17 protein-coding genes are annotated in these 19,414 nt (G+C 34.2%); 13 read left to right on the top strand and 4 right to left on the bottom strand.

Annotated features, from left to right (window positions below; translation table 11 throughout):
* Window positions 1-17 precede the first annotated feature (17 nt).
* The 3 genes from ANASTE_RS07910 (at window position 18) to ANASTE_RS07900 (ending at window position 2,502) form a co-directional block, all read left to right on the top strand.
* Complete coding sequence (locus ANASTE_RS07910; protein ID WP_007050477.1) at window positions 18-1,055, top strand: zinc-binding dehydrogenase; 1,038 nt, start codon at window positions 18-20, stop codon at window positions 1,053-1,055.
* A 109-nt stretch (window positions 1,056-1,164) separates the two neighbouring features.
* Entirely contained in the window at window positions 1,165-1,998 is an 834-nt protein-coding gene (locus ANASTE_RS07905; RefSeq protein WP_007050476.1) for a pyridoxamine kinase, read from the top strand.
* A 9-nt stretch (window positions 1,999-2,007) separates the two neighbouring features.
* The gene (locus ANASTE_RS07900; protein ID WP_007050475.1) at window positions 2,008-2,502 is read left to right on the top strand and encodes a pyridoxamine 5'-phosphate oxidase family protein; all 495 of its coding nucleotides are present in this window, start codon (window positions 2,008-2,010) and stop codon (window positions 2,500-2,502) included.
* A 27-nt stretch (window positions 2,503-2,529) separates the two neighbouring features.
* Here the strand turns inward: ANASTE_RS07900 and upp are convergent, their stop codons facing one another.
* Window positions 2,530-3,159, bottom strand: a complete 630-nt coding sequence (gene upp, locus ANASTE_RS07895; protein WP_007050474.1) for a uracil phosphoribosyltransferase — start codon at window positions 3,157-3,159, stop codon at window positions 2,530-2,532.
* A gap of 259 nt (window positions 3,160-3,418) precedes the next feature.
* Between upp and ANASTE_RS07890 the strand changes: the two genes are divergently transcribed.
* Together ANASTE_RS07890 and ANASTE_RS07885 are read left to right on the top strand one after the other, a co-directional pair.
* Complete coding sequence (locus ANASTE_RS07890) at window positions 3,419-4,567, top strand: ABC transporter ATP-binding protein (protein WP_007050473.1); 1,149 nt, start codon at window positions 3,419-3,421, stop codon at window positions 4,565-4,567.
* The gene (locus tag ANASTE_RS07885) at window positions 4,567-6,126 is read left to right on the top strand and encodes an ABC transporter permease/substrate-binding protein (protein ID WP_007050472.1); all 1,560 of its coding nucleotides are present in this window, start codon (window positions 4,567-4,569) and stop codon (window positions 6,124-6,126) included. The genes ANASTE_RS07890 and ANASTE_RS07885 overlap by 1 nt, the downstream gene beginning before the upstream one ends.
* 47 nt (window positions 6,127-6,173) lie before the next feature.
* Here ANASTE_RS07885 and ANASTE_RS07880 read toward each other — a convergent pair whose 3' ends face one another.
* Entirely contained in the window at window positions 6,174-6,596 is a 423-nt protein-coding gene (locus ANASTE_RS07880) for a PPC domain-containing DNA-binding protein (RefSeq protein ID WP_039945378.1), read from the bottom strand.
* Between the two features lie 213 nt (window positions 6,597-6,809).
* Between ANASTE_RS07880 and ANASTE_RS07875 the strand changes: the two genes are divergently transcribed.
* From ANASTE_RS07875 to ANASTE_RS07850, 6 genes are all read left to right on the top strand, one after another.
* Window positions 6,810-8,189, top strand: a complete 1,380-nt coding sequence (locus ANASTE_RS07875) for a PTS galactitol transporter subunit IIC (protein WP_007050470.1) — start codon at window positions 6,810-6,812, stop codon at window positions 8,187-8,189.
* Window positions 8,190-8,338: 149 nt separating this feature from the next.
* A complete protein-coding gene (locus ANASTE_RS07870; protein ID WP_007050469.1) occupies window positions 8,339-10,282 on the top strand; it encodes an OPT family oligopeptide transporter in 1,944 nt (647 codons plus the stop codon).
* Complete coding sequence (locus ANASTE_RS07865) at window positions 10,272-10,625, top strand: PqqD family protein (RefSeq protein ID WP_007050468.1); 354 nt, start codon at window positions 10,272-10,274, stop codon at window positions 10,623-10,625. Before ANASTE_RS07870 ends, ANASTE_RS07865 begins: the two co-directional genes overlap by 11 nt.
* Window positions 10,626-10,742: 117 nt before the next feature.
* A complete protein-coding gene (locus ANASTE_RS07860) occupies window positions 10,743-11,342 on the top strand; it encodes a class I SAM-dependent methyltransferase (RefSeq protein WP_278183687.1) in 600 nt (199 codons plus the stop codon).
* A gap of 53 nt (window positions 11,343-11,395) precedes the next feature.
* Window positions 11,396-11,863: a hypothetical protein gene (locus ANASTE_RS07855; protein ID WP_007050466.1), complete on the top strand. Its 468-nt coding sequence runs from the start codon at window positions 11,396-11,398 to the stop codon at window positions 11,861-11,863.
* 21 nt (window positions 11,864-11,884) lie between these two features.
* Entirely contained in the window at window positions 11,885-12,463 is a 579-nt protein-coding gene (locus ANASTE_RS07850) for a DUF6434 domain-containing protein (protein WP_007050465.1), read from the top strand.
* 91 nt (window positions 12,464-12,554) lie between these two features.
* Here the strand turns inward: ANASTE_RS07850 and clpB are convergent, their stop codons facing one another.
* Together clpB and ANASTE_RS11485 are read right to left on the bottom strand one after the other, a co-directional pair.
* On the bottom strand, window positions 12,555-15,143 hold the full coding sequence (clpB, locus tag ANASTE_RS07845) for an ATP-dependent chaperone ClpB (RefSeq protein ID WP_007050464.1): 2,589 nt from the start codon (window positions 15,141-15,143) through the stop codon (window positions 12,555-12,557).
* A gap of 15 nt (window positions 15,144-15,158) precedes the next feature.
* On the bottom strand, window positions 15,159-15,821 hold the full coding sequence (locus ANASTE_RS11485; protein ID WP_007050463.1) for a hypothetical protein: 663 nt from the start codon (window positions 15,819-15,821) through the stop codon (window positions 15,159-15,161).
* 230 nt (window positions 15,822-16,051) lie between these two features.
* Here ANASTE_RS11485 and ANASTE_RS07835 point away from each other — a divergent pair, with 230 nt between their 5' ends.
* Window positions 16,052-17,656 carry a ClC family H(+)/Cl(-) exchange transporter gene (locus tag ANASTE_RS07835; protein WP_242648107.1) on the top strand — a complete coding sequence of 535 codons (1,605 nt, stop codon included), beginning with the start codon at window positions 16,052-16,054 and terminating at the stop codon, window positions 17,654-17,656.
* Between the two features lie 143 nt (window positions 17,657-17,799).
* Entirely contained in the window at window positions 17,800-19,386 is a 1,587-nt protein-coding gene (locus ANASTE_RS07830; protein WP_007050461.1) for a Na/Pi cotransporter family protein, read from the top strand.
* Window positions 19,387-19,414 lie beyond the last annotated feature (28 nt).

Raw genomic sequence — 19,414 nt, 5'->3', positions numbered from 1 at the left:
AAAGAAGGAGAAAACTTATGAAAGAAATGATGAATGCTCTTTTGATGTACGGACCAAACGATATCAGATATGAAAAAATAGAAAAACCGGAATGTCCAACAGACGGATTTTTAATTAAAGTGAAGGCTGTGGGGCTTTGCGGTTCGGATATCAGAAATTTGACAACCGATTCGAAAAAAGGTAATTATCCGTTTGTATATGGTCATGAGGAAGTCGGTGAAATAGTTGAAATAGGAGCGGAGTGTACAGGTTTTGAAATAGGAGATAGGATATTCAGCCCAAGACCGGTACCTTGTATGGAGTGTGAAGCTTGCATAGACGGAAGAAGCGAACAATGTCAAAATATAAAAGAGCCTGAAATCGGCGGGTTTGCAGAATATGCGGCAGTATCAGGAAGAGTATTAAAAGCAAAAATGTGGGCTAAAATACCAAAAGACATAAAATATGAATATGCTACACTTGGAGAACCTTTGTCTTCGGTTTATTCTTGTCAAAGAAAACTAAATATAAAATTCGGTGATACGGTAGTAATTATAGGAGCGGGACCTATAGGTTGTTTTCATGTTCGCCTGGCAAAACTCAGAGGTGCCAAAACCGTTATTTCAATAGATATAGCTCAAAACAGGCTTAATACTACAAAAGAACTGGGAGCGGATTATATAATTAACAGCTTGGAAATAGATCCGATAGCAGAAGTTAAGAGGATAACAAATAAAAAAGGTGCCGATCATGTTATTTCTGCTACTCCCGTAGTTAAAACACAGCAGCAGGCGCTGGAAATGGCAAGGAACGGCGGAGTAATTACATTCTTTGGCGGTGTTCCTAAAGGTACATTAACTCCTCTTGATACAAATATAATTCATTATAATAACTTATGGATTTACGGACATTTCGGTGCAAATGTAAAGGATCAGCAGGAAGCATTTAGACTGGCAATTTCAGAGGAGTTTACTCCGGAAAAATTTATTACCAAAGTAATGCCTATGAAAGATATTGATGAAGCATTAAATATTGCAAAAGCAGGAGAAGCGATTAAAATAGTTTTAGTACCATAAAAAGGAGGATTATACCTCCTTTTTATTTGTTTTCTATAAGATTGTGTTGATAAAAGAAGTGTAAAAGTTATATAATCTACAATAAATACATAAGCAAAAGGAGCATAAAATGGATAAGAATAAAGATATACTTTTAATAAATGATTTGCCGGGTGTGGGTAAGGTTGCATTGTCGGCTATGATGCCTATTGTATCTTCAATGGGTTTTAGGGTGCATAATCTTCCTACTGCAATAGTTTCGAATACTCTTGATTACGGACTATTCGAAATACTCGATATGAGCGAATATATGAAAAAGACTATCGGTATATGGGACGAACTTGGTTTTAAATTTGATGCTATCTGTACCGGATTTATAAATTCCGATGAGCAAGTCGGATTGATAGAAAAGATAATAAGTGATAACAAAGAGAATGATCCTCTGGTTATGGTCGACCCGATAATGGGAGATGACGGTAATTTATATTTGGGACTTAGTAAAAATGTAGTTAAGAATATGAGGGAAATGTGTGCCCTTGCGGATATCGTTACTCCGAATTTTACCGAAGCTTCTTTTATACTCTATGATGAAATGAAAAAGGATGAACTTGATAGTCATGAAATAAAAGAATATATCGATGAATTCAGAAAACTGGGTTCAAAATCTGTGGTGATAACAAGTGTTAAAAATAAAGAAAGTGGCAATTATTCCATAGAAGGTTATTCTTACTCTGAAGATGAATATTTTTCTGTACCTTACGATTATATAAATGTAAGATTTCCGGGAACCGGAGATGTATTTTCTGGTGTCATGGTAGGAAAAGTTTTGGAGGGTAAAACTCTTAAAGAGGCTTGTAAAATAGCTTCAGACTTTGTCAGAAAAGCTATGGAAAAAGATGAAAAGATAGTTGTTGATAAGAGAAAAGGAATGAATATAGAAGATAATTTGCAGTTTTTAAAATAGGAGAATAAAATGAGAAGAAAAGACAGAGAAATGAATAAAGACTTTGCTCTTCGTGTGCTTGATAAAGCTCCTTTTGTCACTTTATCCATGGTGAATGAAGATAAACCTTATTCTGTACCGGTTTCGATAGTAAGAGATAATGATGTTTTATATTTTCATTGTGCTTTTGAAGGAAGTAAGATAGATATTTTAAATAAGAATAATAATATTACATTAACTGCGGTAAGTAAATGTAAACCAAGACCTGTGGATTTTACTTTGGAATATGAAAGTGCTGTCGTGAATGGAAAAGGGGCTTTGGTTACAGACGAGGATGAGAAAATTCATGCACTTAAATTGATATGTAAGCGATATGCTTTATCTAATATGGAAAACTTTGATAATGCTATTAACAGAAGTTTACATAGAACCAATGTCATAAAGATAAAAATAGAAGAGATTTATGGGAAAAGAAAAAAATATGGCTCTGACGGAAAAGAGTTAAAATATGGTAAAGATGAATAAAGGACTAACTAAAGTTAGTCCCTTATTTTATAGTGTTCCGAAAATCCTATCCCCCGCATCTCCGAGTCCCGGGACGATATATCCTTTTTCGTTTAAATGATCATCTAATGTACCCATATAAATATTTATATCAGGGTGTGCTTCTTTGAGTCTATCTACCCCTTCCGGAGCTGCTATCACACATATAAATGTAATATTTTTTATTCCTTTTTCTTTTATCTTATCTATTGCATCTACGGCTGATCCTCCGGTAGCCAGCATAGGGTCTATTACAAATGTTTGCATGGTTTCATAATTCCCCGGCATTTTAAAATAATACTCTCGTGGTTTTAAGGTTTCTTCGTTTCTTTCCAGCCCTATATGACCTACCCTTGCGCTTGGTAAAAGTTCCAGCATGCCCTCAAGCATACCGAGACCTGCTCGAAGAATGGGAACTATGGTTATATCTTCATTAACAAGTTCTTCGCATTGTGTCATGCATAATGGTGTCTGAACCTTGATGTTTTGTGTCTTTAAATTTCTTGTCGCTTCATATCCAATCAATACGGAAAGCTGTTTTACTGCATTTCTGAATTCTTTTGTATTTGTTTCTTTATTCCTTATCTTACTTAAATAATCCTTGATTATAGGGTGTTCAACTATTACTATCTTTGACATATATATTACCTCGTTGTTATTCTGTTATTTATTTTATATTAAAATAAAGTATAAATCAAACAGTATCATTATTATTTAAGAATATTACATAATTTGACTAAATTTGTATTATGTTATATGATTAATAATATAGATATGTAATTATTAAATAAAATTATAATTATATATTCATATTTATTTAAGTTTTATTTAATGTTAAAGTAGGATAATTATAATATATATGTAAAAAAATAACATTTTATGGAAAGGGAGTAATTAAATGATTAAATTTGAAGATGTCTCCAAATCGTACAAGAAAAAATCAGTACTGAAGGACGTCTCATTTGAAATCGAAGATGGTGAATTTGTTTGTTTATTAGGCCTTAGCGGCTGCGGGAAAACTACGATCCTAAAGATGATAAATAAACTCATAACTCCGACAGAGGGTAAAATAAGCATTAACGATGATGATATAAGCAAGATAAATGATATTGAGCTGAGAAGAAAAATCGGTTATGTAATCCAGCAAACCGGATTGTTTCCTCATATGACGGTAAGAGAAAACATAGAGCTTATACCAAAGCTACAAAAAAAGGATAAAGAGAAGATAAATAAAAAGACTTATGAGCTTCTCGATATGATAGGTCTTGAAGCAGATGAATATCTAGACTTATATCCTACGCAGATGAGCGGCGGACAGCAGCAAAGGATAGGTGTTGCGAGGGCTTTTGCAAATGATCCGGATATCATACTTATGGACGAGCCTTTCAGTGCGCTCGACCCTATTACAAGAAATAATCTACAGGATGAACTATTGGAAATCCAATCAAGGGTAAAGAAAACAATTGTTTTTGTTACTCATGATATTTCCGAAGCAATAAAACTTGCAGATAGGATATGTCTTATAAATGAAGGAAGGATACAGCAGTATGCTTCTCCTGAAGATATATTGAAACATCCTGCAAATGATTTTGTACAGAATTTCATAGGTAAAAAAAGGATATGGGAATCTCCTGAACTTATAAGAGCAGAAGATATCATGATGGATAATCCTGTAACGTGTTTTGATAATTTAAAATGCTTTAAAGCCGGTACTATTATGGCGGATAGAAAAATTGACAGTATTATAGTCATAAACAGGAAAAGAGAATTTTTGGGTCTTTTGGATGCCAGACGAGCATTGAAAGAAAGAAATAAAGATTTGACCGTTGGAGAAGTATTAAACAGACACAAAGAAAAATATCATATAAACTTTATATACGTTTCTCCGGAAGATTCTATAATAGATGTACTTAATAAGACCGATGAAACAAATATATATACTATTCCCGTTGTTGACAAGGATAATAAATTAGTGGGGCTTATCACAAAGAGTATATTATTTACCGCACTTAAACAAAAATATGATGAAAGCGAGGATGAAGAATAATGAGTGGATTTATAGATTATTTTTCGGCTAATGCTTCTACCATATTAGATTTGTTTATAAAACATATTGAGCTTACTTTTATAGCTATCATAGCTTCAATAGTAATAGGCGTTCCTTTAGGTATTTTGATTTCCTATGTGAAACCTGCTAAGAAACCTATAATGGCTCTTACCAATATAATCCAGGCTATTCCTTCAATGGCATTGCTCGGCTTTTTAATTCCATTTGTGGGTATCGGTACAAAGCCTGCAATTATAATGGTTATATTATATTCGCTTCTTCCTATAGTAAAGAATACTTATGCAGGGCTATCGAATGTAAACTCGGATACTTTGGAAGCTGCAAAAGGTATAGGGCTCACTAAGCTGCAGATATTATATAAAGTCCAGTTTCCTCTTGCTCTTCCGGTAATTCTTGCTGGAGTAAGGATAAGTGCTGTAAGTGCCGTAGGACTTATGACCCTTGCCGCATTTATAGGTGCAAGCGGACTTGGTTATTTGGTATATGCCGGAATTAGGACAGTTAATAACAATCAAATATTATCCGGAGCCATACCGGCTTGTTTCTTAGCGTTATTTATAGATTATATTTTTGGTATATTTGAAAATAAATTGATACCTAAGAATATGAAACTTTCCAATCCTACAAGCAAATTTAAGAAGAATTTTGATAATATAGTTATAATACTTACTTGCATAGCCTTGATTTTTGGAAGTTTTTATAACTTTAAACAAAGTTCCGGAGGGAAAACTATAAATTTAGGTTCTATGGACTTTACCGAACAGGAAGTTCTTTCTTACATGACAAAAGAACTTATAGAAGAAAATACGGATATAAATGTTAAACAATCGTTGTCATTGGGTGCAAGCGGTATCGTTCTTGACGCAATGAAATCCGGTGATATAGATATGTATATCGATTATACCGGTACATTGTTTGGAAGTGTACTGGCACATGAAAATATAAATGATATGAAAAAAGTTCTTGATACATGCAAAAAAGAAATGAAATCCAAATATAATTTAAATGTTTATGATAGTTTGAACTTTAATAATACTTATACATTGGCGGTAAGAAAAGATACGGCTAAAAAGTATAATTTGAAGAAGTTCAGTGACCTTGAAAGAGTTGCGGATAAACTTACTTTATCACCTACTTTAACATTTATGGAAAGGAAGGACTGTTATAAATCACTTCAAAAGACTTATGGGATGAACTTTAAAGAAGTGGTTCCTATAGACGGTTCTCCTAGATATACAGCTCTTAAAAATAAGAACTGTGATGTGATTGACGCTTATTCCACTGACGGACTGTTAAAGAAGTATGACCTTGTTGTACTTGAAGATGATAAAGGGGCTTTCCCTAGATACGAAGCCGTACCTGTAGTAAATGATACGGTTAATGAAGAGTGTCCCGAAGTAAAAGGATTAATGGAAAAATTGTCAAAATATCTAAATGAAGATGTAATGATTGACCTTAATTATCAAGTAGATGTAGAGGGTAAAAAAGCTAAAGATGTTGCTCATGAATTCTTATTATCAAAAGGGCTTATAAAATAGTTTTAGAAAAAACAAAAATCTCATAGAATTTTCTATGAGATTTTTTATTATAAGAATTTATATAAATTAAGTCCGGTTTCTTCATCGTATTCTCTTTCAACTTTTCCTTCTATATTAAGAAGTGTGATTTCACTGGTAGCGGAGATGATGCATTCATTTAAGTGTCCTCCGAAAATCTGCATATCTTTATTGCAAAGATTTATATGTACGTGCAAGTAGACTTCATCGTCAAATGTTGAAATATTGCCGACAAGGGAAGTTATTTCCATAGGTTCTTCCATGGTGGTTTGATGATATAATTTATTTTCGGTATCGTATAATCCTATCGTTGCTTTACTTGCAGCCCCGAGTCCAACGAAACTTCCCAGCTTAATATTTTCTTTCCTGCATAAATCCGTTATACTGGATATTACTTCATCTCCTTTATTGAGTCTGATTATGTATTTTTCTTTAAATTTTCTAAATTCCATTTTAATCTCTCCCCTCAAGAAATTATTTAATGCTATCATAATTATACTTCTTCTAAAATAAAAGAACAAGCAAGTGTTTGATTCTTAATGTATATTTAATCAAATATAAATAAAACTCTAACAATTAATTTAATTCATTATTATGTTTTCTTTGACTGCATATAAAAAAGAGTATATAATAAAATTAATAAATATTCATTTAGGGGGTACGTTATGAGTTACATACTAGGTTTTTTTGATATCCTTTCTAACCTTGGCGCAAGTGTTATGATGCCTATAATTATTTTTGTCATCGCTCTTTGCCTGGGTACGGGATTTGGAAAAGCACTTAAATCCGGTCTTACCATGGGAGTTGCTTTTATAGGGATAAATCTTGTAATCAATTTGCTTGGAAATACTATCGGACCGGCCGCACAGCAAATGGTGGAAAATCTTAATTTAAATTTAAATATCCTTGATGTCGGATGGCCTACAGCAGCTCAGATTGCATTTTCAACAAAAGTAGGAGCAATTATTATTCCGGTTTGTCTTCTTGTAAATGTAGTCATGCTGATCTTTAATCTTACACAAACCGCAGATATCGATATTTGGAACTTTTGGCAGTTGGCGTTTACGGGTTCACTTGTTGCCATAGTTACTTCTTCCGTAGCATTGGGACTTCTTGCGGCTGTTTGCGAATTCGTAATAGCTTTAGTCCTTGCAGACTTAACGGCAGATAAAATCGCTAAAGTTACGAAGATGGATGGAATAAGCTTTCCTCATACGATGACTGTAGTTTTGGCTTCGATCTCATTCGTAGTGGATAAAATAATTGATAAAATACCGGGGCTTAACAAAATAGATATAAATGCTAAAAAAATGGAAGAAAAGCTCGGGGTTCTCGGAGATCCGCTTATTATAGGTTTTGTTATCGGGCTTGTGATAGGTATACTTGCATATGGTATTAAAGCCTATGATAAATATCTTTTAATCGCCATTACACTCGGAGCTACTCTTGTTCTTATCCCTGCAATGGCAAAATATTTCGGAGAATCGCTTACTCCTATTTCTGAAAGAGCTCAGGTGATCGTAAATAAGAAATTTAAAAACAGAGGTAAAATATATATAGGTATGGATGCTGCTGTTGCTCTGGGTAATTCAACAACAATAGCTACCGCACTAATACTCACACCTATAATCATACTTCTTGCTTTGATCGTTCCTCACAATCAATTCCTTCCTTTTGCGGACCTTGGTTCTGCTCCATACATAATGGCTTTGATTGTACCTATGTGTAATGAAAATGCTTTTAGAAGTTTACTTATAGCTATATCTATGATGGCAATCGGTGTACTTTTATCCACAGCCATCGCTCCTATATTTACTCAGGCTGCGCTAAGTGCTTCTTATCAGCTTCCGGAAGGTTTTAGTTTGGTAAGCTGTATATCAAACGCATCTACACCACTTAACTTCATACTGGTTAAAGTATCTGAAATACTCAGATCTTACGGTGCTGCCATATTCTTTGCGGTAACGAGTTTGGTATGTGCAATCGCAAATGGTATCAGGATCAGAAAACAAGTTAAAAAGACAAAAGAAGTAAGTGAAAATTAAATAAAATCTAAAAAAAACATCAAAGTGCCAAGATAAGCCAGTCTTGGCACTTTTTAGTTGTGGAAATATTATAATTTGTAAAAAAATTTTATTTTTATGAAATTGTTTGCTATAATAGTCTGGCATATGTTAAACAAAGGAGATCGAAAATGAAGGAACAAGAAAATTTTAAACCTTTTGTCCCTGCCGAAAAGACATTGCCAGAGTTTACAGCGACATCTATTATATTAGGTATCATCATAGCTGTATTGTTCGGTGGGGCTAATGCCTACTTGGGACTTAGAGTAGGTATGACAGTATCCGCTTCCATTCCGGCGGCGGTTATTTCAATGGGGATTATCAGAGTAATCCTTAAAAGAGATTCAGTGCTTGAAAATAATATGGTGCAGACCATTGGTTCTGCGGGAGAGTCCGTAGCAGCCGGTGCTATCTTTACCCTTCCTGCACTTTTCTTATGGGCAAACGAATGGAAAACAGCATTCCCTTCTTTGCTTGAAATCGCGATTATTGCCGCAATCGGCGGATGTTTGGGGGTACTCTTTATGGTACCGCTGAGAAAAGCATTGATCGTTAAAGAACATGGGACCCTTCCTTATCCTGAAGGACAAGCTTGTGCGGAAGTACTTCTTGCGGGAGAAGAAGGCGGAGCAAAAGCCGGTCTTGTATTTAAAGGACTCGGTATAGCTGCTCTTTATAAGTTTATCGCAGACGGACTTAAACTTTTCCCAAGTGAAGTTCACTATGAGATCCCTGCATATCCGGGAGCCGGAGCAGGTGCGGATGTTCTTCCTGCACTTCTTGGTGTGGGATATATCTGCGGAACAAAGATTTCGTCTTACTTATTTGCAGGCGGTGTTCTTGGCTGGTTCGTATTAATGCCAATGATAGTACTTTTTGGAAGCAATATAGTACTCTTCCCTTCTACCTCTCAAACTATAGGTCAAATATACGCTGAACTTGGTTCTATGGGAATTTGGTCAAACTATATTAAATATATAGGTGCCGGAGCAGTTGCCGCAGGTGGATTTATAAGTCTTATAAAATCATTGCCACTTATAGTTACTACATTTAAAGATGCTATAAAAGACTTTGGTAAAACATCAAGTGATAATGATACTCTAAGAACAGACAGAGATTTACCTATGTCATTTATCCTTGCGGGAATAGTTATTTTCGCCTTGATATTATGGCTGATTCCTCTAGTACCTATCAACTTATTTTCTGCATTTATGATTGTTGTATTCGGATTTTTCTTTGCAACCGTATCATCTCGTATGGTCGGACTTATCGGAAGCAGTAACAATCCGGTATCGGGTATGACAATAGCCACAGTATTGATTGCAAGTATTTTATTAAAACTTACCGGTCAAACCGGCAGAGAAGGTATGATAGCAGCCATTGCAATCGGTGCGGTCATATGTATCATAGCTGCTATAGCCGGAGATACGTCTCAGGATTTAAAGACAGGTTATATTGTAGGTGCTACACCTAAACGTCAGCAAATCGGTGAACTAATCGGTGTTGTTGCGTCTGCTGTTGCAATCGGTGCTATACTTTACTTATTAAATGCTGCATGGGGATATGGTTCAACTCAGCTTCCCGCTGCACAAGCTACTCTTATGAAGATGATTGTAGAAGGTGTTATGGGCGGAAACCTTCCATGGAACTTGATTTTTGTCGGAGTATTTATAGGTATCGTTGTTGAAATCCTTGGTATTCCTGTTCTTCCTTTTGCAGTAGGTCTATACTTACCTATTCATTTAAGTGTACCTATGATGATTGGCGGAGCTATTCGTTGGATTATTGAAAAGAAAAAAGACATGGATGAAGCTAAGAAGAAAGCTGTCGTTGAAGACGGTGTACTTTTCTCATCCGGTTTGATTGCAGGTGAAGGTCTTATAGGTATCCTTCTTGCAGTATTCGCTATAATCCCAATGAAAGGCGGAAGTTCGAACCTTGGTGAAATCTTAGGAAACTTCGGTTCTCAAACATTCTTAAATTCTAATTTAGGTGGTATAGTATTCTTCTTGATTTTGATTGCTATATTCTTCAAATTAACATTATTTAAGAAGGCTAAGAGTAATGAAGAATAAAAACAGCGAAAATTATTTGGATTATATCCCGATTTGTGCCCCTGATCATGAGTTTACGGTTCGTAAAGACGGTATCGTTGTGATACATCAGGAACATAAAGGGTTTTATAATAAAATCGCACAAAAGATTTATAAACGTCCGAAGGTAAGTAATATCAATTTGGATGAATTCGGAAGTTTTGTATGGAAGCAAATGGACGGAAAAAGAACTATTTATGAAATAAGTTTACTTGTTAAAGAACAGTTCGGAGAAGAAGCCGAACCATTGATCCCGAGGCTGACGGAGTTTTTTAGGATATTATTTAAAAATCAATTTATCGGATACGTTAAAGAAAAGAAATAAATTATTATTAGTAATTTAAAGAACACATTTATATAAATGTGTTCTTTTTTTATAAATAGTGGTATTATATAAAATTAAAAGGAGTAAAAAATGTAACAAAAAGAGTATTGGAACAGTATAGCAGATAAAAAAGAATTTACAACACCTTTCGATTTAAATGAATTTAGTAATTATGTCAAAAAAGATATGAAAATCCTTGATGTTGGGTGCGGTTACGGAAGAACGTTAAGTGAGCTGTATGAGTTTGGGTATAAAAATCTTTATGGAGTAGACTTTTCCGAAAATATGATCAAACGAGCAAAAGCTAACAATCCCAATATTGATTTTGAAGTTAATGAGGGAGATTTACCTTATAAAAATGACACTTTCGACTCTGTGATTTTGTTTGCCGTTCTTACATGTATCAGTGATGATGATACCCAAAGGGATTTGATACAAGAAATTTATAGGGTCTTAAAACCTAATGGAATAATATATGTCAATGATTTTCTACTGAATGATGATGAAAGAAATATAAATAGATATAATGCTTATAGGGCTAAATATGATAATTACGGAGTCTTTGAACTTAAAGAGGGAGCTGTTTTAAGACATCATGACGTTGATTATATAAAAGAACTACTTTCGGATTATAAAAAATTGAAATTTGAAAGAGTTACTTTTAAAACGATGAACGGACATACTTCCAATGGATTTTATTATTTTGGAAAAAAGTAAGACATATATTTTATTTATGTTAAGATATATAAATATGAAAAAAGGAAAATGATATGGGACATTTAGGATTTTCTTATGTGGGGTTAATATATTTACTTATGCTTTTTATCCCCAATATTATATGGAGCAAAAATCAGCCTGCAGGTTATAACTCTGAAAACGAGAATAAAATATTTATAATGTTTGAGCGAATAGGTCAAGTTTTGGTGAGCTGTACGGTTTTGATATTTAGAGATTTTAATATCCATACTTTTTCGATTTGGAGTATATGGTTTATAGTATCATTTATATTCATGCTTCTTTATGAATATTGGTGGGTTCGATATTTTAAGAGCAGTAAAATATTAAAAGATTTTTACAGCCCGCTGTTTGGTATTCCGGTTGCCGGAGCAACACTTCCTATATTGGGATTTTTGTTTCTTGGGATATACGGTAAAGTAATATGGCTTATAATTTCAACCATAATACTCGGGATAGGTCATATAGGAATACATTTAAAGCATTTAAAAGAATTACAATAATAAATTAAAAAGGAACTTATTATGAGCGAAAGACCGGATTTAAATAAAAACTTAGATAGTAAAACATTTAAAAGTTATTATTATTTGAAGGAAGAGTTAGTAAATTTTTTAAGAAAAGAAGGACTGCAAACTTCCGGGAGTAAACTTGAACTTACGGATAGGATAAGTCATTATTTGGATACGGGAGAGAAAAAAGAAAGTAAAACCGCAATAAAGAAAAGTCATTTAAACAAAAAAATAACTTTAAACAGTATCATTGAGGAAAACTTTGTTTGCTCCGAACATCATAGAAAATTCTTTAAAGAACAAATAGGAAGTTCCTTTTCTTTTAATGTTTTATTTCAGAAGTGGCTCAAATCCAACAGCGGGAAAACTTATCATGAAGCAGTTGAAGCTTATTATAAAATATTGGAAGATAAGAAAAAAGGAAAGACTAAGATAGATAAGCAGTTTGAATACAATACATATATTAGAGACTTTTTTAACGATAATAAAGGTAAAACACTTGAAGACGCAATAAAATGCTGGAAATATAAAAAGAGTTTAAAAGGTCATAATAAGTATGAAGAGAGTGATTTAGACATATTAACAAAGAGATAAATTATAAATGTGGATATGTTGATAAGTTTTAGTTTTTACAATATTTATTTATATATTATTAAAATAAAAAGGACCGTAAGGTCCTTTTTATTTAGAATGTTACGGCTAAAGCTCCGTCTTTAATATCTACTGTAAGTGTCGTTCCGCTTTCAAAGTTATTGGAAAGAATTGATTTTGCAATAAGAGTTTCCACTTTGCTTTGAATAAATCTCTTAAGAGGTCTTGCTCCGAATATTGGGTCGTATCCGTTATCTATTATAAATTCTTTTGCTTTATCTGTAATATTTAAATGTAAGAATTTATCTTCCATTCTCTTTTCAAGATCTTTAAGCATTAAATCTACAATCTTAGAGATTTCGTCTTTCTTAAGTGGTTTATAAATTACTATTTCATCGAGCCTGTTTAAAAATTCAGGTCTGAAATTTGCTTTAAGTAATTTATCTATATTATCTTTTGTTTCATCTGTAATATCACCATATTTTTCGGTGCTTTCCAGTAAATAATCGCTTCCGAGGTTTGAAGTTAAAATGATGATGGTATTTTTAAAGTCTATAGTTCTTCCCTGTGAATCCGTAACTCTTCCGTCGTCAAGGACTTGAAGGAGTATATTGAATACATCAGGATGAGCTTTTTCTATTTCATCGAATAAAACCACGCTGTATGGATTTCTTCTTACCGCTTCGGTCAGCTGACCGCCTTCATCGTATCCAACATATCCCGGAGGTGCTCCGATTAGTCTGGATACACTGAATTTTTCCATATATTCGCTCATATCTATACGGATGATATTTTGTTCATTATCGAATAGAGTATAAGCGAGCGTTTTGGCAAGTTCTGTTTTACCTACACCTGTAGGACCTAGGAACAGGAATGAACCAATAGGTTTTGACGGATCTTGGATACCTGCACGAGATCTGATTATAGCGTCCGATACCAGTCTTACCGCTTCATCCTGACCTATTACCCTTTCGTGAAGTGTATCTTCTAAATGAAGGAGTTTTTCTCTTTCTCCTTCAACGAGTTTCGATACCGGAATATGTGTCCATTTAGAAACGATTTTAGCTATTTCTTCATCTGATACCTTATCTCTTAAAAGAGTATTATTCTTTTCTTTGGATTTTTCTTCTTCTTCTTTTAGTTGCTTTTGTAAATCGGGAAGCTTTCCGTATTTAAGTTCTGCTGCTTTATTGAGGTTGTTTACTCTTTGTGCCTGCTCGATTTCAACATTTACTTTGTCGATCTCTTCTCTGAGTCTCTGAGCTTTCCCTATATTATCCTTTTCTTTGAGCCACTTAGCTTTCATTTCATTGAATTTACTTTGAAGTTCAGCAATTTCTTTGTTTATTTCTTCAAGGCGTTTTTTAGATAATTCATCTTTTTCTTTTTTAAGTGCGGTAGCTTCAATTTGATACTGCATTATCTTTCGGTTTACTTCATCGAGCTCCGTCGGCATGGAGTCCATTTCGGTCTTTATTAAAGCGCAGGCTTCATCGATCAAGTCGATTGCCTTATCGGGTAAAAATCTGTCTGTGATATATCTGTTTGATAATGTTGCGGCGGATATCAATGCTTGGTCCGTGATTTTTACTCCGTGATATATTTCATATCTTTCTTTTAGACCTCTAAGTATGGCTATGGTATCTTCTACAGTAGGTTCTCCTATCATTACAGGCTGGAACCTTCTTTCCAGAGCAGCGTCTTTTTCAATGTATTGTCTGTATTCATTCAAAGTGGTAGCACCTATGCAGTGAAGCTCTCCTCTTGCAAGAAGAGGTTTTAGAAGATTACCAGCATCCATTGCTCCGTCGGTCTTCCCTGCTCCGACGATAGTATGGAGTTCATCGATGAATAATATTATTTTGCCTTCGCTTTTCTTGATTTCATCCAGAACTGCTTTGATCCTCTCTTCGAATTCTCCTCTGAATTTGGCTCCGGCAACCAAAGCGCCCATATCAAGAGAGAATATGCTTCTGTCTTTTAGATTATTTGGCACGTCGCCTCTTACTATTCTAAGAGCCAAGCCCTCAGCGATAGCCGTTTTACCAACCCCCGGTTCTCCTATCAATACAGGGTTGTTTTTGGTCTTCCTTGATAGTATCCTTATAACATTTCTTATTTCATCATCTCTGCCGATAACAGGATCAAGTTTATTGTTTTTAGCGAGTTCTACCAAGTCGGAACCGTATTTTTCAAGTACGTTATATGTGTTTTCAGGATTTTGATTAGTCACTGTTCTTCCCCCTCTCACTAAGGATAGCTGTTTTGTAAACATCTCCTTTGTTACTTTATATCTGTTAAATACGTCTTTGATAAAGCTTCCTCCTTCATTAAATAAAGCCAGAAATAGATGTTCTACCGAAACGTATTCGTCTTTCATATTTTTAGCAATCTTTTCAGCCAAATTTATAACTCTGTTTAGATTATTGCTTGCGTATAAATTATTTTCATTTCCTCCCGACACTCTCGGGAAACTGTCGATTTTATTTTTTACTTCTCTTTTTAATCCGTTAAGGTCTACACCCATTTTGGATAAAATTTCACCTATTAATCCACCGTTATCTTCTAACAGAGCATATAACAGATGTTCGGCTTCTATTACAGAATTATTATTATCCATAGCGATGTTTTGTGCATTTTGTATTGCGAGAAGCGATTTTTCCGTATAATCATTTGCATTCATAATATTGTCCTCCTCTTAAATAATCGCATGTACTTTTTGCATCAAAGTTATATATTCTTTTTCTGCGTCGGAACATGCATCTTCTATATATGGTAAATTATTTAGGAATACTTTAAGTACGCTGTCAAAAACTTGAATGTACTCTCCGATAAGTACCCCCAGATCAACCTTGTCCACACCTTGTTCTTTCGGCATTACAAACTGTCTTGTGTATTTCTTTTCTTCTATCTTGTAACATAAATTTTCCTCCAAAATACCTCTTATATATTTCTCTTCCAACTTGGCAAAGAAATTCAAGAAAGTATTCATATCTCTTATTAATGTCTGATTCGTTGTTCTTAAAGTCACTTTAAGCTCCCCGAATGAATATTTGGAATTGTCGTAAAGTTCCACTCCGTATTTTATTGTAGGTCTGTATTTATATCTTAAAGAGCTTGTTATATTCATGTAATAAGGAGACGGATTTGCTAAAACTTGAAAAGTATTCATTTCTTTAAACATATTTTCCAATGAAGAGAATATGCCTTCGACGTGTTTTTCCGGAGTGGTATAAGATACATAATCCGCAAGGATTTGATTTATAAGTCCGGATCTGCTTGTTCCAAGCTGGTAAGCCGCCTCATCTACTTTATCGACTACTTCATCCATTAATACTAAACTATATACACTTTTTCCCATCTTACCTTCACCTTTCCTTATTTTTAAAAATTATACAACTATGTATATAATTTGTCAATGGTATTATATAATTCTAATTACAAATTAATAAAGTTTTAATAAAATAAATTTTCTTTTCCTTATTATTTATTCCTTTAAAGTTCATTTATATAAGCTGTTTGGTCATTAAGTTTTATATTGTCAATAAAAAGTCTTTATATTATAATTAAAATTGGAAAAGAGGAATGAAAATGAACGATGTAATGGCTAAGAATATAAAGACAAGATTACATAACAAAAAAGGACGTTCACAAATCGAGTTTATTATTGAAGGTTTTTTAATAGGTATCGTTGCAGGCTTGGTCGCAATTATTTATAGATTATTATTAACAAAGGCTGAGAAGCTTTTATTCTTCGCCGTAGATTATATTCACGGAGATGTAGTTAAAATAATTTTATGGATGTTATTTTTGACTGTGCTGGCGATTATTGTAGGCAAACTTGTAAAATGGGAGCCTATGATATCTGGTAGCGGTATCCCTCAGGTAAGCGGAGAAATGAAAGGCTATCTGTCTCAAAATCCCGTTAAAGTAATCATAGCAAAAATAATAGGAGGGACACTTAGTATAGTAGGAGGCTTATCCCTCGGAAGAGAAGGCCCTTCCATACAGCTTGGTGCAATGGCAGGTAAAAAACTCGCTCAGGTTCAAAAAAAGGGAAAAACAAAAGAAAAGACTTATATATCCTGCGGTGCGGGTGCGGGACTTGCCGCGGCGTTCAATGCACCTTTGGCGGGCGTGATGTTTACATTGGAGGAAATACACAAAAATTTTGACGGACGTGTAATAGTCAGTGTAATGACGGCGGCTGTAACTGCCGATTTCCTTGCCAAAAGTGTTTTTGGTCTGTCTACTGTCTTTCAATATAACAGCTCTACCCCTATACCTCTCACTCTTTACGGGCTTGTTATAATCCTGGGGATAATAGTCGGAGTATCCGGCGCTTTTTATAATAAGTGCATGGTTAAAGGGCAAAAGCTTTATGCTAAATTAAAGATGATAAAACCGGAATACAGGATTATCATTCCGTTTTTAGTTGCGGGAGTATTTGCATTAGTATATCCCAAAGTACTTGCGGGAGGAAGTGTGATGGTAGATATACTTGTAAAAAATAATTTTGTTTTATCCGCACTTCTTACGATGCTTATTATAAAATTTTTATATTCCGTTATCTGTTTCGGTTCGGGAGCTCCCGGAGGTATATTTTATCCTTTGCTCGTTCTCGGTTCTTTTATAGGTGCAAGTTTCGGAATCGTTTGTATAAGTTCTTTGGGAGTAAACGATATTTTTATGGATAAGTTTATTATACTTGCTATGGCAGGATTTTTCGCCGCTACGGTAAGAGCACCTATTACCGGGATAATACTGATTGCGGAAATGACAGGTTCTCTTGAGCATATGATATCCATAAGCTTGGTAAGCGTTGTTGCATATGTGGTAGCTTATTTATGTAAAAGCGAACCGATTTATTCCAGTTTGCTTGAAGGTATCTTGGAAAAGCAGGGAACAAAACTTGCAGATCCTTCCGATGAGACTATGCTTATAACTTATAATGTTACTTTTGACAGTGAAGTGGACAATAAAAAATTGAATGAGATAGAGTGGCCTCATAACTGTCTGGTCGTTGCAATCGAGAGAGGACATCATGAGTTTATACCGAGAGGTTATAACAGGATCAAAGCCGGTGATTTTATTACCGTCTTGATAAATGAGGGAGAAATGGATTATATGAATGAGATACTTACAGAGATGTGTTGTGATAAAAAGAAAAAATATATAGATAATAAAAACACCTAATAGGTGTTTTTTATTTTTATAGTCAAAAGTAAAATGTTGGTAAAGTCATCGTAAAACTTAAGAATATTCTATATACTTTTTGATTTTGTCATTTTACAATATTTATACGATTTATATAGAGAAATTTTACCAAATAAAGGGAGATGATTATGACTACTTTAAATTTTATTAGCCTCCTGGGAGGACTTGCTTTATTTTTATATGGAATGCAGATGATGAGCAGCGGGCTTGAAAATGCAGCGGGTGACAAGATAAAGGGTATTCTTGAAAAGCTGACATCAAATAGATTTTTGGGAGTTATTGTAGGTGCTATAATAACTGCGGTTATCCAGTCTTCCAGTGCTACTACGGTTATGGTCGTAGGATTTGTTAACGCAGGTATGATGAGCCTCAGACAGGCCGTATGGATCATTATGGGTGCGAATATCGGTACTACCATAACAGGACAGCTTATTGCACTGGATATAGGTGCGATTGCTCCTGTTTTAGCTTTCTTAGGGGTAGTGATGGTTGTATTCATTAAAAACCAAAAGGCAAATTATTTTGGCCAGATTTTAGCGGGATTGGGTGTTTTATTTATCGGTATGGAAATGATGAGTACAGCCATGATGCCGCTTAGAGATTCACAAGGGTTTATAAGTTTAATGACTACATTTTCAAATCCTTTGTTTGGGATTATTGCGGGAGCGGTATTTACTGCGGTTATCCAGTCTTCAAGTGCATCGGTCGGTATACTTCAGGCTCTTGCCGCAAACGGGCTCATAGGTTTAGACGGCGCAGTTTATGTATTGTTCGGACAGAATATAGGTACTTGTATTACGGCTGTTTTAGCTTCGATAGGAACCAATAGAGAGGCTAAACAGACAACTGTAATCCACTTATCATTTAATATAATAGGAACATTAATATTTACTGCTATTTGTATGTTTACTCCTCTTGCAGACTTTGTAGGTTCGCTTACTCCGAATAATGCTGCGTCACAAATAGCAAATATGCATACACTATTTAATATCGTCACTACTTTGCTTTTGCTTCCTTTTGGGGGATACCTCGCAACATTCGCTCAGAAAATCCTGCCTTCAAAGAAAGAAGAAAAAGAAGAGGACTATTTATCACCTCTTCCTGCCAGCGGATATCAAATAGGAACCTCTGCGATACTTGTTGAACAAATAGAGCAGGAAATAAGTTATATCAGTAAGATGTCGTTTGAAAATATCGATGACGGATTATCACAGATAATAGCTTTTAACAAACAAAGAGAGAAAGATTTGTCTGACAGAGAAAATAAAGTAAAATCTTTAAGCAGAAAACTTTCTGAGTACATAACGGAAGCACTTGGAATAGAGCAAAACAGTGAGAACAGTTTTATAATGAGTATATATTATCACTTGCTTATTGATATAGAAAGTATATCCAATTATTCTTTTAAACTTAAAGATTACAAAGTTCGGTTAAATGAAACCGAGAAAGAAAGGATTATAAAAATCAAAGAATTGATAACAGATATAACTTTTTCTTTAAACAATTTAGAAAAAACAGAGAAAAAATATAATGAGATAAAGGAATTCTTAAGAGAAATAAAAAAGAAACAAATAATAAGAATGAAAGAAAAAAGTATATCTTTCGAAATTACGTTATTCTTTTCACAGGTTGTAAATGATATTGAACGTATAAGTGACCACATAATGACAATTTCAAGAGATTATGATTTGATTTTTAATAACGATTAAAATAAAAAAGACAGATATCTGTCTTTTT

The sequence above is a fragment of the Anaerofustis stercorihominis DSM 17244 genome (assembly GCF_000154825.1).
Lineage (GTDB): Bacteria > Bacillota > Clostridia > Eubacteriales > Anaerofustaceae > Anaerofustis > Anaerofustis stercorihominis.
Note: the sequence above shows the minus strand (reverse complement) of the source record. Positions and strands in the feature narration are given on the sequence as shown.

What these genes read in the sequence shown, in the direction of transcription:
- ANASTE_RS07890 (WP_007050473.1), top strand. Translation starts at nt 3,419, where the DNA reads ATGATTAAATTTGAAGATGTCTCCAAATCGTACAAGAAAAAATCAGTA.
- ANASTE_RS07830 (WP_007050461.1), top strand. Translation starts at nt 17,800, where the DNA reads ATGATTATGACTACTTTAAATTTTATTAGCCTCCTGGGAGGACTTGCT.
- ANASTE_RS07875 (WP_007050470.1), top strand. Translation starts at nt 6,810, where the DNA reads ATGAGTTACATACTAGGTTTTTTTGATATCCTTTCTAACCTTGGCGCA.
- ANASTE_RS11485 (WP_007050463.1), bottom strand. Translation starts at nt 15,821, where the DNA reads ATGGGAAAAAGTGTATATAGTTTAGTATTAATGGATGAAGTAGTCGAT.
- ANASTE_RS07885 (WP_007050472.1), top strand. Translation starts at nt 4,567, where the DNA reads ATGAGTGGATTTATAGATTATTTTTCGGCTAATGCTTCTACCATATTA.
- ANASTE_RS07855 (WP_007050466.1), top strand. Translation starts at nt 11,396, where the DNA reads ATGGGACATTTAGGATTTTCTTATGTGGGGTTAATATATTTACTTATG.
- upp (WP_007050474.1), bottom strand. Translation starts at nt 3,159, where the DNA reads ATGTCAAAGATAGTAATAGTTGAACACCCTATAATCAAGGATTATTTA.
- ANASTE_RS07850 (WP_007050465.1), top strand. Translation starts at nt 11,885, where the DNA reads ATGAGCGAAAGACCGGATTTAAATAAAAACTTAGATAGTAAAACATTT.
- clpB (WP_007050464.1), bottom strand. Translation starts at nt 15,143, where the DNA reads ATGAATGCAAATGATTATACGGAAAAATCGCTTCTCGCAATACAAAAT.
- ANASTE_RS07910 (WP_007050477.1), top strand. Translation starts at nt 18, where the DNA reads ATGAAAGAAATGATGAATGCTCTTTTGATGTACGGACCAAACGATATC.
- ANASTE_RS07865 (WP_007050468.1), top strand. Translation starts at nt 10,272, where the DNA reads ATGAAGAATAAAAACAGCGAAAATTATTTGGATTATATCCCGATTTGT.
- ANASTE_RS07905 (WP_007050476.1), top strand. Translation starts at nt 1,165, where the DNA reads ATGGATAAGAATAAAGATATACTTTTAATAAATGATTTGCCGGGTGTG.
- ANASTE_RS07870 (WP_007050469.1), top strand. Translation starts at nt 8,339, where the DNA reads ATGAAGGAACAAGAAAATTTTAAACCTTTTGTCCCTGCCGAAAAGACA.
- ANASTE_RS07835 (WP_242648107.1), top strand. Translation starts at nt 16,052, where the DNA reads ATGAACGATGTAATGGCTAAGAATATAAAGACAAGATTACATAACAAA.
- ANASTE_RS07900 (WP_007050475.1), top strand. Translation starts at nt 2,008, where the DNA reads ATGAGAAGAAAAGACAGAGAAATGAATAAAGACTTTGCTCTTCGTGTG.
- ANASTE_RS07880 (WP_039945378.1), bottom strand. Translation starts at nt 6,596, where the DNA reads ATGGAATTTAGAAAATTTAAAGAAAAATACATAATCAGACTCAATAAA.